Below are 15,663 nucleotides of genomic sequence, written 5' to 3' on the forward strand. Positions count from 1 at the left end.
GCCCGAGGGAGGAACAGTAATGAAAGCGCGCAAGACCCTTTTGTCCGCCAGCATCGTAGTGGCACTGAGCGTGGCTTCGGCCGCGGCGATGGCCCAGGACGCACCGGCCGCGTCGCAAGCCAAGGACCTCGACGCGGTCGTGGTCACCGGCATCCGCGCCAGCCTGGAGAAGTCGCTCGACACCAAGCGGGCCAACGTCACCGTGTCGGAGGCGATCACCGCCGAGGACATCGGCAAGTTCGCCAACACCAACGTCGCCGAAGCGATGTCGCAGATTCCCGGCGTGGTCCTGGACCGCCGCTTCGGCCAGGGCGAGCGCGTCAGCATCGACGGCACCGATCCCAGCCTCAACCTCAGCTTCCTCGACGGCCACCCGGTGGCGCAGTCGATCTGGCTGTACGGCGAGCAGCCCAACCGCGGCTTCGACTACACCCTGCTGGCGCCGGAAATCCTCGGCCGTCTGGAAGTGATCAAGTCCTCCGAAGCGCGCCTGACCGAGGGCAGCCTCGGCGGCACCGTGCTCATGCACACGCGCAAGCCGCTGGACATGGACGCCAACTCGATCGCCGGCTCGCTGAGCTTCAACTACAACGACCAGGGCGGCGACACCCGTCCCAGCGGCTCGTTCATGTACAGCTGGAAGAACGCCGAAGAGACCTTCGGCGTCAACTTCGCCGCGCAGCACTACGAGGAAACCGTCGACCGCCAGGGCGTGGAAGTGTTCGGCTACCAGAAGGCCAGCGCGTTCCCGAACCAGACCGGCGCGGCCGCGGGCATCGACGTGCCCAACTTCGTCAACGCCGCCTGGTTCCAGCAGACCCGCGAGCGCAACAGCGCCAACCTCAACCTGCAGTTCAAGCCGAGCGAGGAGCTGGAGTTCAACCTCAGCGGCTTGTTCATCCGCGAGAGCTTCGACAACTACAACCAGTCGTTCTACAACTTCCTGACCCAGCGTCCGGGCGCGGTCGACCGGCTGAGCACCAGCGGCAACGTCGCCACCGGCGGCCACAGCAACGCCAACCCGGTGTTCTACGACAACAACGTGCGCGTGTCCGAGCCCGAGACCAAGGGCCTGGACCTGACCGGCAAGTACCAGACCGACACGTGGGGCGTATCGGGCCAGATCGGCCACAGCAAGTCGGAGAACACGCTGGAGCAGTGGTTCATCGAACCGGTCTACACCGGCGGCTACAGCTTCGACCTCAAGCGCGGCCTGACCTTCGACAACCCGGCGGCCGCCAGCAACCCGGCCAACTGGGCCGGCGACGGCTTCATGGGCAACTACGGCGTCATCGACACCGAGACCAAGGACACCTACGGCCAGGTCGATTTCAACGTCCGCTTCGACAGCGTGCTCAACAACCTCAGCTTCGGCGCGCGCCGCGGCAAGCACGAGGAAGACTACCGCCAGAACGTCTACGTCGGCCTGCCGGTCGCCGACCTGGTCACCGTCGGCACGATCAACCCGGTCAGCCTGCGCGACCTCAATCCCGGTTCGGGCCGCCATGTCCAGGTCGGCCGCCAGAACGTGATCGACTACGTCAACCGCTACCGCGGCGCGCTGACGCCGGACCCGGCCAGCTTCCTCAACAACACCTTCAACATCGAGCAGACCAACACCGCCGCCTACGTCCAGGCCGACTTCGCCAGCGGCGGCTTCCGCGGCAACCTCGGCGTGCGCTACGTCGAGTCCAAGACCGACGGCGAGGGCTTCGCCTACGGCGGCACCCCGACCCTGACCGACCTCGACTCCAAGCGCGTGCGCAGCTCGAAGAAGGAAGACTTCGTGCTGCCGTCGTTGAACGTGGTCTACGACACCGGCGCCGACGTGCTGTTGCGCTTCGGCGCGGCCAAGGTCGTGGCCTGGGCGCCGTACAACCAGTTGGTGGGCAACACCTTCCTCAACGACAGCACCTTCACCGGCAGCGGCGGCAGCGCCAACCTCGACGCGTACGAATCCACCAACTACAGCCTGTCGGCCGAGTGGTACTTCGCCGAGCAGTCGGTGCTGGCGGCGTCGGTGTTCTACAAGGACATCGACAACTACATCACCAGCGAAGGCCGCATCGAGCGTCAGTTCAACTCCAACGCGACCACCGCGCCGGCGTTCTACCAGTCGCGCATCGTCGGCACCAACGGCTGCACCGCCGACGGCTTCTGCGACTACAGCATCATCCGCCCGCTCAACGCCGGCAAGGGCAAGGTCAAGGGCTTCACCGTCAGCTACCAGCAGCCGTTCGGCGACACCGGCTTCGGCCTGACCGCGAACTACACCTACGCCGACGGCGAAGGCGCCAACGGCACCGACCTGCCGTACCAGTCGCGCGATGCGGTGGCGATCAGCCCGTACTACGAGCGCGGTCCGTTCTCCGCCCGCGTCAGCTACAACTGGCGCAGCGACTACCTGGCCGGCGGTTACGTGGCCGGCGCGCCGCCGGCGAGCGTGGACGACTACGCCGAACTCGGCGCGAGCGTGGCCTGGAACATCGACGACCGCCTGACGGTCGCGCTGGAAGGCATGAACCTGCTCGACTCCGAGTACAAGCAGTACCTCGGCCGCGAAGAACTGGTCGCCCAGAGCTTCCACACCGGGCGCCGCTTCATGGCTTCGTTCCGCTTCAAGTTCTGATCGGCCGGCAAGGCGATCGATCGCTCGACCCGACAAGCCCGGCATTCGCGTGCCGGGCTTGTCGTTTTTGGCGCCGCCGAAACTTCGCCGTTCGCGCGGCCAGTCGCGCGAACGCACAAACACAACCCCGATCGGCGCGCCTGCGGCATGGTGTGCGGCCGAACGCCTCGTTCCGGAGTCCGTCCACGATGAAGCCCCGTCCCTTCGCCGCCCCGCCCGTCCGCACCGCTTTCGTCCACGCCGGCCTGGCCTGCGCGATGGTCGTCGCGCTCACCGCGTGCGAACGCAAGGCCACCGCCGAACCCGCCGCAGCGGACGTCGCGGCGCCGGCCGCGCAACCCGCCGCGCAACCGCGCGCCGCCCATCCCAGCGCGATCCTGCCGCGGCCGACCAGGTTCGTGCCGGGCCAGGGCGCGTTCGCGTTCGGCCCGCAGACCGCGATCCAGGTCGCCGCCGACCAGCCCGGCGCGCGCCGCGTCGGCGAGTTCCTGGCCCAGCGCGTGCTGGCCGTGCGCGGCTTCGCGCCGAAGCTGCGCGACCGCAGCGGCGATGCCAAGGGCGCGATCGCGCTGGCACTGGACCCGACCCTGCCGATCGGCGAGGAAGCCTATGTGCTCGACGTCGGCCAGGACGGCGCCAAGATCAGCGCGCGCAGCGAGGCCGGGCTGTTCTACGGCGCGGTCAGCCTGTGGCAGCTGGCCACCGCCGACGGCGCCCAGGGCGCGACCGCGATCGCCGCGCAGCGCATCGAGGACGCGCCGGCGTATCGCTGGCGCGGGCTGATGCTCGACGTCGCGCGCCATTTCCGCAGCGTCGATGAAGTCAAGGCGGTGCTCGACCAGATGGCGCTGCTCAAGCTCAACACCTTCCACTGGCACCTCACCGACGACCAGGGCTGGCGCATCGAGATCAAGAAGTACCCGCGCCTGGCCGAAGTCGGCGGCTGCCGCGTGCGCGCCGGCGCCAACGGCCGCGACGCCCAGGGCAAGACCGTGCAGTACTGCGGCTACTACACCCAGGAACAGATCCGCGACGTGGTCGCCTACGCCGCCGCGCGCCACATCACCGTGGTGCCGGAAATCGAGATGCCCGGCCATGCGCAAGCGGCGATCGCCGCCTATCCCGCGTTCGGCGTCGGCGACGTGCTCAAGCAGCCGCCGCCGGTGTCGCCGGACTGGGGCGTGCACACCTACCTGTTCAATCCCGAAGACCAGACCTTCGTGTTCCTCACCGGCATCCTCGACGAGGTGGTCGGGCTGTTCCCGTCGAAGTACATCCACATCGGCGGCGACGAGGCCGCCAAGGACCAGTGGAAGGCCTCGCCGACGGTCCAGGCCAAGATCAGGTCGCTGGGCCTGAAGGACGAAGCGGCGCTGCAGAGTTGGTTCGTCGGCCGCATCGGCGAGCACCTGCAGACGCGCGGACGGGTGCTGGTCGGCTGGGACGAGATCCTGGAAGGCGGCAAGCTGCCGGCCAGCGCCACGGTGATGTCCTGGCGCGGCGACGCGGGCGCGCTGGAGGCGACCCGCCAGGGCCACGACGTGATCCTCGCGCCCGACCGCAAGCTCTACCTGGACTACGCCCAGAGCGAGCGCGACGACGAGCCCAGCGGGCGTTTCCCGGTCGCCACCCTGCGCGCGTTCTACGAATTCCCGATGACCCCGCCCGGCATGGACGCGCAGCAGGCCGCGCACGTGATCGGCGCGCAAGGCAACCTGTGGGTCGAACACAAGCGCACCTTCGAACAGGTGCAGCTGGCGCTGCATCCGCGCCTGGACGCGCTGGCCGAGGTGGTGTGGTCGCCGGCGCAGGGCCGCGACTGGAACGACTTCCAGCGCCGCCTGGTGCCGCAGCTGGAACGCTACAAGACGCTCAAGGTCGGCTTCAGCGACGCGGCCTATGCGGTGGACTTCAAGGCCGAGCCCGCCGCCGCCGGCGCGCAGGTGACGCTGTCCAACCAGGCCGGCTTCGGCGAGATCCGCTACCGCACCGACGGCGGCGAGCCGGACGCGTCCTCGCCGGTGTACGCGCAGCCGCTGCAGGCCGCGCTGCCGCTGGACCTGGTCGCCACCGCGTTCTTCGACGGCCATGCGCTGTCGTCGCCGCGCCGGCTGCGCGCGCAGTCGGCGGCCGACCTCAGCGAACGCAGCAGCGCCGGGCTCAAGGCCTGCCGCGAAGGCTACAACCTGCGCCTGGAAGACGATGCGGCGCGCGACGGCCGCAGCGAGGGCGCGCGCGCGGCGCTGACGGTGAACCTGATCGACCCGTGCTGGATCTACCCCGGCGCCAAGCTCGACGGCGTCGCCACGCTGCGCGCCACGGTCGGGCAGGTGCCGTACAACTTCCAGCTGTGGCACGACACCGACCAGATCGTGACCCGCAAGGCGCAACCCGATGCGGCGCTGGAAGTGCGCCTGGACGACTGCAAGAGCGCGCCGATCGCGCGCCTGCCGCTGCAGCCGGCCCTGGCCAGCGACGGCCTGACCGTGCTGGAAGCGCCGCTGCCGAAGCTGTCGGGCAGCCACGACCTGTGCTTCGTGTTCGCCAGCGGCAAGCACGATCCGCTGTGGGCGCTGGATCGGGTGAGCCTGCGTCCGGCGCCGTGATCGCGCGCCGCGGCGGCGATGCGTAGCGGCATTCGGGGGACGTCCGTACGCGGGCGTCTCCTGTGCCGGCGTATGTGTCATGGGCGTGTCGCGCGTGGCAATAACCCATTTCAGACGCATGCCGCCATGCGCTTCGCCCCATTCGGGAAACAAAAATATGTGCCGATGTTCATGGAAACGTGCATTGAGCGGTTAGCATGTAGCCGCCCAAAGGGGGGATTCACGTTCATGTTCATCCGCAATCTGTTGCTGGCCTCGGCACTCGCCGCGGCCCTGGCCTCCGGCGCGGCCGGCGCGCAAAGCCTGTCCAAGCCCAACGAGTTCTATTTCGACGCCGACGCGCAGACCGCGCGGCCGGTGATCGCGGTGCGCGAAACCGGCGAGGCGGCGATGGACCGGCTGGCCAAGATCCTCGAACGCAAGCCGCACGCGCCGGCCGAGGCCGCGCAACTGGCGCACCTGGCGATGGAGGCCGGGCGCACCGAACTGGGCCGCCAGCTCTACGGCCGCGCCCTGCACGAGATCGACAGCGGCAGCGCGCAATGGCGCGCGATCCACTGGAACTACGCCTGGGACCTGTACCACGCCGGCGCCGCCGAAGACGCGTTCAAGGTCTTCGTGACCCTGCACAACGCGCGCGGCGTCAGCGCCAGCTGGATGCCGCCGACCTATGCGGTCGTGCTGTGGTCGCTGGGCCGCAAGGACGAAGCGCTGCAGTGGTACGCCGCGGCGGTGCGCACCGAGCCGGGCCAGTGGCGCGATACCTCGCGTTACGCCGAGCTGCTGCCGAACTGGCGCGAGTCCGATCGCGCGACCCTGGCCGAAGTGCACAAGGCCTGGGCGGCCAATCCGCCGGCCTGGCCCTGAGCGCGCGCTAAGCGCGCGGCTCCCCGGCGCCGTGCGCGGCGCCGGGCACGCCCGCGCCGGCGGCGCGCATCGCGGCGTTCGTCGGATCCGCGGGCCGCGTCCGTCCGGCCCGTCCGCACCCGCATCACAACGCGCGCGCGAACCGTATCGCAACCGCTGCGACCGTTCGTCGCCACGCTTCGCGTTCCTTCCCGTACACGGCTACAGTTCGGCCGTTCGCGGCCGCGCCCGCTGCCGGGTCCGGTCTGTCGCTGCGCCCGCAGCCGAGGATCGGATGTCGAAGTCGGCACTCAGCGTCCTGGTGGTCGAAGATCACGGCTTCCAGCGCCGCATGGCCCTGCGCCTGCTGGGCGAACTCGGCATCGCCCCCGCCCTGGAAGCCGCCGACGGCGCCAGCGCGCTGCGCGCCCTGCGCGAATACGCGCAGCGGCCCGGCGCCGGCCAGGTCGACCTGGTCCTGGTCGACCTCGACATGCCCGGCATGGACGGCATCGAATTCATCGACCACCTCGCCCACGAGCGCCTGGCGCGCGCGGTGCTGGTGGTCAGCGCGCTCGATCCGGCCCTGCTGCACAGCGTGCAGACCATGGCCCGGGTCAGCGGCCTGCGCGTGCTGGAGGCGGTGGCCAAGCCGCTGACCAAAGCCAAACTGGAAAATGCCCTGACCGCCCTGCGCCAACCCAAGGCCGACGAAGAACCCCCCGCCCCCCTCGAAATCACCGAAGCGCAAGCCCGCGCCGCGCTCGAATCGGGCCAGATCGAGCCCTGGTTCCAACTGCAGGTGGAACTGAACAACGGCCGCGCCGTCGGCGTGGAAGCGCTGGCGCGCTGGCGCCGCGGCGACGGCCGGGTGATCCTGCCGCAGCATTTCGTGCCGCTGCTGGAAGCCCAGGACCTGCTCGACGAACTCACCCAACGCATGCTCGCCCAGGCCTGCCGCTACAAACGCGGCTGGGACCGCGAGGGCCTGCGCCTGAGGCTGTCGGTCAACGTCTCCGCGTCCGCGCTCGACGACGCCGGCGCCGCCGACCGCTACCAGCGCATCGTGCGCGAGGCCGGCGTGGCCGCGGGCGAGGTCGTGCTGGAGCTGACCGAAAGCTCGCTGATGGCCGACGCCGCGCGCGGCCTGGCGGTGCTGGCGCGGCTGCGGCTGAAGGGCTTCGGCCTGTCGATCGACGACTTCGGCACCGGCTGGTCGTCGCTGTCGCAGCTCTCGCAGGTGCCGTTCACCGAGCTGAAGATCGACCAGGAGTTCGTCGCCGGCGCCAGCCACCAGCCGCGCAAGCGCGCGGTGGTCGAGGCCAGCCTGGACCTGGCGCGCAAGCTCGGCCTGGGCGTGGTGGCCGAGGGCGTGGAGACGGTCGAGGACTGGCAGATGCTGGCCGAACTGGGCTGCGCGACCGCGCAGGGCCGGCTGATCGGCGAGGCCGTGCCCGGCGCCGAACTGCGCGCCGCGCTCGGCCGCTGGCGCCGGCCCGAGCACTGAGCCGCATGTTCGCCTGGCTCGACCGCATCAGCATCCGCCGCCAGCTGTGGGGTTTGTTCGCGCTGTTCCTCGCCGCCGGCTCCAGCGTGCTGCTGCTCGACGAGTACGAACAGCACCGCGCCCGCGCCGCGCTGCAGACCCTGCAGGACGACTCGCTGAGCGGGCTGCGCCTGATCAAGACCATCTCCGACGCCTACGGCCTGGACGTGGTCGACACCACCTTCCGGGTGCGCAACGACCTGGTCGGCTGGGACGAGGGCGTGGGCCGGGTCGACCGCGCCCGCGCCCGCATCGACGGCGCCTGGCGCAAGCTCGACGCGCTGCCGCATTCGCCGCAGGAACAGCAGCAGCTCGCCGCCGCCGCGCAGGCGCGGCGCACCGCCGACGCCGCCGCGCAGGAACTGCGCGCGATCCTGCTGCGGCGCGACCTGCCGGCGCTGGGCCGCTTCGCCGACACCCGCCTGTACCCGGCGATCGACCCGCTGACCCAGCGCATGCAGAAGCTCTCCGACCTGGAGCTGATCCAGGCCGACGCGGTGGTGCGCGCCGACATCGCCCGCAGCGAACGCGTCAGCGCGCTGCGCGTGGCGGTGTCGCTGCTGGCGCTGGCGCTGGCGGCGCTGGTCGGCCGGCGCGTGCTGCGCAACGCCTCGCGCGGCATCGACCAGCTCACCTGGCTGGCGCGGCGCATGCGCGAGCACGACTACACCGCCGATCCGGGCGAGCTGCCGCCGGGCGAGCTCGGCGCGGTGATGCAGACCTTCCTGGACATGCGCCGCGACGTGCTCGGCTTCGAGACCGAGCTGACCGGCCAGCTGATCCGCAACGAGCGCACCCGCGCCGAACTGGAACGGCGCGAACGCTTCCAGGCCTCGCTGCTGGATTCGGCCCAGACCGCGATCATGGCGGTCGACGCGCAGGGCCGCTTCACCCTGGTCAACCCGTTCGCCGAACGCCTGCTCGGCCTGCGCGAGGCCGACGCGGTCGGGCGCATGCCGCTGCATTCGGTGTTCGAACGCCGCGCGCTGCAGGCGCTGGCCGGCGAACTGGGCGCGCGCCTGGGCCGGCCGGTGGCGGCCGACTGGACCGCGCTGCGCGAACTCGCGCGCGACCGCGCCGCGCCGCGCGAGACCCGCCTGCGCCACCGCGACGGCACCTGGGTGCCGGCGCTGGTCGCGGTCTCGGCCACCGGCGGCGGCGACGACGAACCGCCGGGCCTGCTGGTGGTCGCCGCCGACCTCAGCGCGCTCAAGCGGCTGGAACGCGAGCTGCGCGCCAGCGAGGCGCGCGCGCACGACGCCAGCCGGGCCAAGTCCTCGTTCCTGGCGGCGATGAGCCACGAGATCCGCACGCCGATGATCGGCGTCACCGGGATGGTCGAAGTGCTCGCGCATTCGCGCCTGGACCCGGGCCAGCGCCAGGCGCTGGAGGTGATCCAGCAGTCCTCGCACGCGCTGCTGCAGATCATCGGCGACATCCTCGACCTGTCGAAGATCGAGGCCGGCCGGCTGGAGCTGGCGCCGGCGCCGCTGGACCTGGCCGCGCTGGTGCGCGCCACCGCGGCCGGGTTCCTCGCCGCGGCGCGCGCGCGCGGGGTGGCGCTGGACTGCGAGATCGATCCGCGGGTGGCCGCGGCCTACCGCGGCGATGCGCTGCGGCTGCGGCAGATCCTCGGCAACTTCCTGTCCAACGCGGTCAAGTTCACCGAGCGCGGCCGGATCGAGGCGGCGCTGGAATTCGAAGCCGCGCTGGCGCCGGCCGCCGGCGAGGACGCGCCGCGCGACCGCCTGTGCCTGCGCGTGAGCGACACCGGCATCGGCATCGACCCGCAGCAACAGCAGCAATTGTTCCAGCCGTTCCAGCAAGCCGACGCCGACACCGCGCACCGCTACGGCGGCACCGGCCTGGGCCTGGCGATCTGCCGGCGCCTGGCCGAGCTGATGGGCGGACGGATCGAACTGGACAGCGAGCCGGGCGTGGGCACGACCTTGCGCCTGCGCCTGGAACTGGCGCGCGCCGAGGCCGTCGAGCTGGCCGTGGACGCCGACCCGGCGCTGCCCGCGCGCGCGCCGCCGGACCGCGAACGCGCCGCGCGCGAAGGCCGGCTGACGCTGCTGGTCGACGACCATCCGACCAACCGCCTGGTGCTGGCGCAGCAACTGGCCCTGGCCGGCTACGCCTGCGAGACCGCGGCCGGCGGCGAGGAAGCGCTGCAGCGCTGGCGCAGCGGCCGCTACGCCCTGGTCCTGACCGACCTGCGCATGCCCGGCCTGGACGGCTACGCGCTGGCGCGGGCGATCCGCGCCGAGCAGGCGCGCGCCGGCATCGGCGCCGGCGACCCGCGGCGCACGCCGATCCTGGCGCTGACCGCTTCGGCGTTGAAGGACGAAGCCGATGCCTGCATCGAGGCCGGCATGGACGATTGCCTGGTCAAGCCACTGGCCGCGGCGAAACTGGCGGCGGCGCTGCAGCGCTGGATTCCGCCGGAACCCGCCGACGCGACACCGGCACGGGCCGTATCGGCGCTGGCGCCGGGGCGCGACCTCGGCCGCCTGCTCGACCTGAACGCGCTGCACGGCCTGATCGCCGACAGCGGCGGCGGCGATGCCGCCGCCGTGCTGGCCGAGTTCCTCGACGCCGCCGACGAAGACCTCGCCGGCCTGCGTCGCGCGCACGCGGCCGCCGACGCCGGCGCGCTGCGCCGCCACGCACATCGGCTCAGGGGCGCGGCGCAACTGGTCGGTGCGCAGGAACTGGCCGAAGCGGCGCAGGCGCTGGAGCAGGCCGCGCGCGCGCAGGACCGGCTACTGTGGGCGGCGCTGCTGGGCGATGCGGAGTCGGCGCTGCAGCGCCTGCGGCGGCTGAGCGACTAAAGCCTTGCTGCGCGTGCGGCGGCGCGACAGTTTATGTATTCCGTCGTCCGCCAGAATCCACTGCCCCTCACTTCGCCGCCGCGGTCTCCACCGCCACGCCGCGCTCGCGCAGCCACGCGGCCACCGCCTCGCGCTCGCCGCGGGTGCGGGCGTTGAGCAGGCGGTCCGGGCTCATGAACATGTAGCGCTGGAAAGTGACGCCCTGGGCGTTGCGCGCGTTCGGATCGGCGCCTGCGCGCAACAGGGTCAGCGCGTGGCCGAACTCGTTGATCTTGGCCGCCACGTGCAGCGGCGTGTTGCCCATGCGGTCGGCGCGGCCCGGGTCGGCGCCGGCGGCGAGCAGCGCGGCGACGTTGTCGGCGCGCTCGGCCATCAACGCCGAGGCCAGCGCGCCCGCGCCGGTGACGGTGTTGCTCAGGTTCGGATCGACCTTGGCGTCCAGCAGCGCGCGCAGGTACTGCGGATCGTCGGCCATCGCCGCCAGTTGCAGCACGGTGGCGCCGTCGTCGGCGCCGCGCGCGGGATCGGCGCCGGCGGCGAGCAACGCGCGCAGGCCGGCGACGCTGCGCTGGTACAGCGCCCACTGCAGCACGGTGATGCCGCGCTCGCCGCGCGCGTCGGGATCGGCGCCGGCGGCGACCAGCGCGCGCACTTGCGCGGCGTCGCCGTTCGCCGCGGCGTCGGCCAGTTCGGCGCTGGCCGCGGCGGGGAAGACTTCGCGGGCTTGCATGGCGCGCACTCCGGGTTGGGCGGACGCGGCGGACAGGCACAGCCACAGGCCCAGCGCGGCCGCGGCCGCGCGCACCGCGGCGCGCGCGTGCGAACGCGCGCCTGGGGCATGGTTGCAGCCGTGGATGAGCGAGGCCATGCGCCGCCTCCGCGTCGATGCAGGAAAGATGCGCCGATGCTAACCCGCGCGAGCGCAAGCCCGCATCGCCGGCCCGCAGCGAGCCACCCGCGCCCGCCTCAGCGGCCGCCGTCCTCCACCGCCACGTCGTGCTGCTGCAGCCACGCCGTCACCTTGGCGCGCTCGGCGCGCGCCGGTTCGCTGAGCTTGTCGGCCGGCAGCTTGAACAGGAAGGTCTGGAAACTCGCGCCCTGGGCGTTGCGCGCGCGCGGGTCGGCGCCGGCGTCGAGCAGGGCCAGCACCTGCGCGGTGGCGTTGAGCTTGGCCGCCTGATGCAGCGGCGTGTTGCCCATGCGGTCGGCGCGGTTGGGATCGGCGCCGGCCTTGAGCAAGGCAGCGAACTGCGCCTGGTAGCGCGGGCTGGCGGCGTCCGACAGCGGCGTCTGCCCGGTCTCGGCATGGGCCACGTTCGGATCGGCGCGGTGCGCCAACAGGAATTGCAGGTACTGCGGATCGTTGGCGATCGCCGCGCCGTGCACCGCGGTGGCGCCGCCGAGCCCGGGACGGCACGGATCGGCGCCGCTGTCGAGCAGCGCCTCCAGGCCCTTCGGGCTTTGCTTGAGCATCGCGTACTGCAACAGGTTCACGTCGCGGTCGCCGCGCGCGTCGGGATCGGCGCCGGCGGCGACCAGCGCGCGCACCTGCGCGGCGTCGCCCTCGGCCACCGCCTGCGCCAGCTGCGCGCTGCGCGCATCGGGAAAGGCCTGTTTCGCATCGTCCATCGAATTCCCCCGGCAGGCCGCGGCCGCCAAGGCCAGCAACAGGCTCGACGCAACGATCGCGGCGGTACGCATCATGGCCCGATTGTGGTCAGCGCGCGCACGGCTGCCAAGCCGACCCGGTCACGTCACTGCCACGGCGTCTGCTGCTGCAGCGCCTCGATCACCGGACCGATGGCGTGCAGCTCGCCCGGACGGACGGCCTTGGCGCCGATGTACTCGGCGGTGCGCTTGGCCATCTCGATCGGGTTCCAGGTGAAGTCCGGCGCCTTCGGCGGGTCCGGGTCCTTCAGGTTGATCTCGTGGCCGGGCGCGTCGGGGATGCCGTTGAGGATCGGCACGTCTTCCTGCGCCGCGGTCAGGATCTCGCCGCTGACGTTGTAGCGGCGGATCTGGCCGTCGGCGGCGTCGTTGCGGGCGGTGGACGGGTCCAGGCCGAGCCCGCGCAGGGTGTCGTCGTGCACGCCGGAGGCGTTGAAGGTCACCGCGGCGGTGTCGGTGGCCAGCGCCGCGGTCGCGGCCAGGCCGCCGCCGAGCGAATGGCCGGTGATCACCATGTTCTCGCCGAAGGCCTGCTGCGCGTCCTGGGCCAGCTGCACGGCCTGGTCGTACTGCTTGGAATCCCAGCCGATGCCCTGGCGGGCGTTGGTGATCCAGTCCTGCACGTCGTTGGAGCCGGCGTAGGCGACCACGTACTTGCCGTTGCCGTCGGTGTAGATGCCGGCGCGGAAGCCGGTGTCGCTGTTCTCCAGCGACTTGGGATCGATCCCGGCCTGGGTCAGCTGGGCGTCGTCGAGCCGGGTCCAGTTGCCGACGGTCTTGGTGTCGGGGTTGTAGACCGCTTGCGAGATCTGCGCCATCTCCAGGTCGATGGCCTGCGAATCCTGGCCGCGCAGTTGCTGGTCGAATGAGGTCGGGTCCGGCGCGGCGTTGGCGGCCGGGCCCTTCAGCGCGGCCAGCTGCGGGTGGTAGCTGGGGTCCAGCGCGTAGGAGCCCTGCGGCACCGGCGGGGCCAGCGGCAGTTGCGGCGCCAGCGGCTCGAGCGGTTTTTGCCAGGTCGGCTGGAGCTGGGTCGGTTGCAGCTGGACGTTCATCGCGAAACCCCTCCCATCGGATGGAAGCCAACCTACGTGGCCGTATGCGCGCGCCACAACTGGGGCAGACCCGAGGGCCGCGCATTCATGTTCGACCGCGGGCGCGGTTCGCCGCGCAGCTGCGATGCCTCGCCCGGTTTCGCGCCTTGCGGTCGCGCGCCGCCGGGTTTCGCATTCCCGATCCGGCCACATCCGGCGTCGCGCTATCCGAATCCGACGGCCCGAGCGCGCACTGTTCGATCCGCACCCTTCGATCCGCATCGTCCGATCCTGCGCCGCTCGACTTTTGGCCTACTCAGTTCGGCGCGGGCTTGCGCTATCGTCGAGCGCTGTCCTGGGGAGTACCGCCATGCCCGTCTCGTTTCCCGCCCTGCGTCCGCGCCGCGCGGCGGCGCTGCTCGCGCCGCTGGCGCTGGCCTGCGCGTTCGCGCTGGCGCCGGCGCACGCCGCCGACCGCATCGGCGGCAAGACCTTCGCCACCCGCAGCGAGGTCTACGCGCCGCACGCGATGGCCGCGACCTCGCATCCGCTGACCACCCAGATCGCGCTGGACGTGATGAAAGCCGGCGGCAGCGCGGTCGACGCGGCGATCGCCGCCAACGCCGCGCTCGGGCTGATGGAGCCGACCGGCAACGGCGTCGGCGGCGACCTGTTCGCGATCGTGTGGGACCCGAAAACCAAGAAGCTCTACGGCTACAACGGCTCGGGCCGCTCGCCCAAATCGCTGAGCCTGGCCGAGTTCCACAAGCGCGGACTCAAGGAGATCCCGCCGCACGGCCCGCTGCCGGTGACCGTGCCCGGCGCGGTCGACGGCTGGTTCGCCCTGCACGAGCGCTTCGGCCGCAAGCCGATGGCCGACAACCTCGCGCCTGCGATCCGCTACGCGCGCGAGGGCCATCCGGTGCACGAGGTGATCGCGTACTACTGGAACGCCTCGGTGCCCAAGCTGTCGAAGTGGCCGGGCTTCAAGGAGCAATTCACCCTCGACGGGCGCGCGCCGCGCACCGGCGAGATGTGGAAGAACCCCAATCTCGCCCACACCCTGGAGCAGATCGCCCAGGGCGGGCGCGATGCGTTCTACAAGGGCGAGATCGCCCGCACCGTCGGCGCTTACTTCAAGGCCAACGGCGGTTTCCTGAGCTACGAGGACATGGCCGCGCACCACGGCGAGTGGGTCGAGCCGGTCAGCAGCAACTACCGCGGCTTCGATGTGTGGGAACTGCCGCCCAACGGGCAGGGCATCGCCGCGCTGCAGATCCTCAACATCCTGGAAGGCTACGACCTCAAGTCCTACGGCTTCGGCAGCGCGCAGCACGTGCATTTGTTCGCCGAGGCCAAGAAGCTCGCCTTCGCCGACCGCGCGCGCTGGTACGCCGACCCGGCGTTCGAGAAGGCCTCGCCGGTGGCCAAGCTGATCTCCAAGGACTACGCGGCGCAGCGGCGCAAGCTGATCTCGCCCGACAAGGTGCTCACCGAAGCGCAGCCGGCGACGCCGGCGCAGCTCGACCAGGGCGACACCATCTACATGACCGTGGCCGATGCCGACGGCATGATGGTCTCGCTGATCCAGTCCAACTACCGCGGCATGGGCAGCGGCATGGCGCCGCCGGGGCTGGGCTTCATCTTCCAGGACCGCGGCGAGCAGTTCGTGCTCAAGGAAGGCCACCCCAATTCGTTCGCGCCGGGCAAGCGGCCGTTCCACACCATCATTCCCGCGTTCGTGACCAAGGACGGCAAGCCGTGGCTGTCGTTCGGGGTGATGGGCGGGGCGATGCAGCCGCAGGGGCATGCGCAGATCCTGATCAACCTGATCGACTTCGGCATGAACCTGCAGGAAGCCGGCGACGCGCCGCGCATCCAGCACGACGGCTCGACCGAGCCGGCCGGGCAGATGGTGGCGATGAGCGACGGCGGCGAGCTCGACCTGGAAACCGGCTATCCCTACGAGACCGTGCGCGAACTGGTGCGGCGCGGCCACAGCGTGCGCTTCGCGCTGGGGCCGTACGGCGGCTACCAGGCGATCATGGTCAATCCCAACGGCGGCTACATCGGGGCGAGCGAGTCGCGCAAGGACGGGCAGGCGGCGGGGTATTGAGGCGAGTGCGGCTGCGATGACGGTTGCGTCGTAGCCGCAGTGTCGCGGTCGCAGCTCGCGCAGCTCCTACAGGTAGCGACTGTAGGAGCTGCGCGAGCTGCGACCGCGAAAACGAAACGACCGCGAATCCGCCTGCCGAAACGGCGCGAAAGATTTTCGCGCCATCGCCGCTGCACCCGCGAAGCTTTCGCTATTTCGCCGGCGCCGCGCATTTGGCGTTGACAGCCCGCCGCCCCACATCGAACACTGCGCCGGCATCGCAACGCGATGCATCCACTTGCGCGACGCCGCCGCGGCACCGCGCGATCCGGATCCGAGGGGTGCTGCGACGGAGCCAGGCTCCGCCACGCTCGGGCCGCGATGCCGAGCAAGGGCGCCCTCCCGTTC

At 71.3% G+C, this 15,663-nt stretch carries 9 protein-coding genes and 1 riboswitch; of the genes, 6 read left to right on the plus strand and 3 right to left on the minus strand.

The features are described 5' to 3' along the window. Positions 1-19 precede the first annotated feature (19 nt). From BLV01_RS13535 to BLV01_RS13555, 5 genes are all read left to right on the plus strand, one after another. Positions 20-2,629, plus strand: coding sequence for a TonB-dependent receptor (locus BLV01_RS13535; protein WP_091800317.1), 2,610 nt, complete (start codon positions 20-22; stop codon positions 2,627-2,629). Between the two features lie 188 nt (positions 2,630-2,817). Continuing rightward, the gene (locus BLV01_RS13540) at positions 2,818-5,235 is read left to right on the plus strand and encodes a family 20 glycosylhydrolase (RefSeq protein ID WP_091800320.1); all 2,418 of its coding nucleotides are present in this window, start codon (positions 2,818-2,820) and stop codon (positions 5,233-5,235) included. Positions 5,236-5,463: 228 nt separating this feature from the next. Then, positions 5,464-6,102, plus strand: a complete 639-nt coding sequence (locus tag BLV01_RS13545; RefSeq protein WP_091800323.1) for a tetratricopeptide repeat protein — start codon at positions 5,464-5,466, stop codon at positions 6,100-6,102. Between the two features lie 274 nt (positions 6,103-6,376). Then, a complete protein-coding gene (locus tag BLV01_RS13550; protein ID WP_091800326.1) occupies positions 6,377-7,588 on the plus strand; it encodes an EAL domain-containing response regulator in 1,212 nt (403 codons plus the stop codon). 5 nt (positions 7,589-7,593) lie between these two features. After that, complete coding sequence (locus tag BLV01_RS13555) at positions 7,594-10,461, plus strand: ATP-binding protein (RefSeq protein WP_091800329.1); 2,868 nt, start codon at positions 7,594-7,596, stop codon at positions 10,459-10,461. A 67-nt stretch (positions 10,462-10,528) separates the two neighbouring features. On the opposite strand, the gene BLV01_RS13560 is transcribed toward BLV01_RS13555, so the two are convergent. From BLV01_RS13560 to BLV01_RS13570, 3 genes are all read right to left on the minus strand, one after another. Then, positions 10,529-11,329, minus strand: coding sequence for an ankyrin repeat domain-containing protein (locus BLV01_RS13560; protein WP_091800332.1), 801 nt, complete (start codon positions 11,327-11,329; stop codon positions 10,529-10,531). Positions 11,330-11,427: 98 nt separating this feature from the next. Beyond that, positions 11,428-12,165, minus strand: coding sequence for an ankyrin repeat domain-containing protein (locus BLV01_RS13565; RefSeq protein WP_091800335.1), 738 nt, complete (start codon positions 12,163-12,165; stop codon positions 11,428-11,430). A gap of 50 nt (positions 12,166-12,215) precedes the next feature. Next, positions 12,216-13,181 (minus strand): Tle-like phospholipase domain-containing protein, encoded by a 966-nt coding sequence (locus tag BLV01_RS13570; protein ID WP_091800338.1) that lies wholly within the window; start codon positions 13,179-13,181, stop codon positions 12,216-12,218. Between the two features lie 349 nt (positions 13,182-13,530). On the opposite strand from BLV01_RS13570, the gene ggt reads away from it, so the two are divergent. After that, on the plus strand, positions 13,531-15,276 hold the full coding sequence (ggt, locus tag BLV01_RS13575) for a gamma-glutamyltransferase (protein WP_091800341.1): 1,746 nt from the start codon (positions 13,531-13,533) through the stop codon (positions 15,274-15,276). A gap of 309 nt (positions 15,277-15,585) precedes the next feature. Beyond that, positions 15,586-15,662: riboswitch (S-adenosyl-L-homocysteine riboswitch) on the plus strand. The last annotated feature ends 1 nt before the right edge of the window (position 15,663 follow it).

This window comes from Lysobacter sp. yr284 (genome assembly GCF_900107375.1).
Lineage (GTDB): Bacteria > Pseudomonadota > Gammaproteobacteria > Xanthomonadales > Xanthomonadaceae > Lysobacter.

Excerpts from the sequence above, each read along its gene's own strand:
- BLV01_RS13545 (WP_091800323.1), top strand. The coding sequence starts at position 5,464 with ATGTTCATCCGCAATCTGTTGCTGGCCTCGGCACTCGCCGCGGCCCTG.
- BLV01_RS13550 (WP_091800326.1), top strand. The coding sequence starts at position 6,377 with ATGTCGAAGTCGGCACTCAGCGTCCTGGTGGTCGAAGATCACGGCTTC.
- BLV01_RS13555 (WP_091800329.1), top strand. The coding sequence starts at position 7,594 with ATGTTCGCCTGGCTCGACCGCATCAGCATCCGCCGCCAGCTGTGGGGT.
- BLV01_RS13565 (WP_091800335.1), bottom strand. The coding sequence starts at position 12,165 with ATGATGCGTACCGCCGCGATCGTTGCGTCGAGCCTGTTGCTGGCCTTG.
- BLV01_RS13540 (WP_091800320.1), top strand. The coding sequence starts at position 2,818 with ATGAAGCCCCGTCCCTTCGCCGCCCCGCCCGTCCGCACCGCTTTCGTC.
- BLV01_RS13535 (WP_091800317.1), top strand. The coding sequence starts at position 20 with ATGAAAGCGCGCAAGACCCTTTTGTCCGCCAGCATCGTAGTGGCACTG.
- ggt (WP_091800341.1), top strand. The coding sequence starts at position 13,531 with ATGCCCGTCTCGTTTCCCGCCCTGCGTCCGCGCCGCGCGGCGGCGCTG.
- BLV01_RS13570 (WP_091800338.1), bottom strand. The coding sequence starts at position 13,181 with ATGAACGTCCAGCTGCAACCGACCCAGCTCCAGCCGACCTGGCAAAAA.
- BLV01_RS13560 (WP_091800332.1), bottom strand. The coding sequence starts at position 11,329 with ATGGCCTCGCTCATCCACGGCTGCAACCATGCCCCAGGCGCGCGTTCG.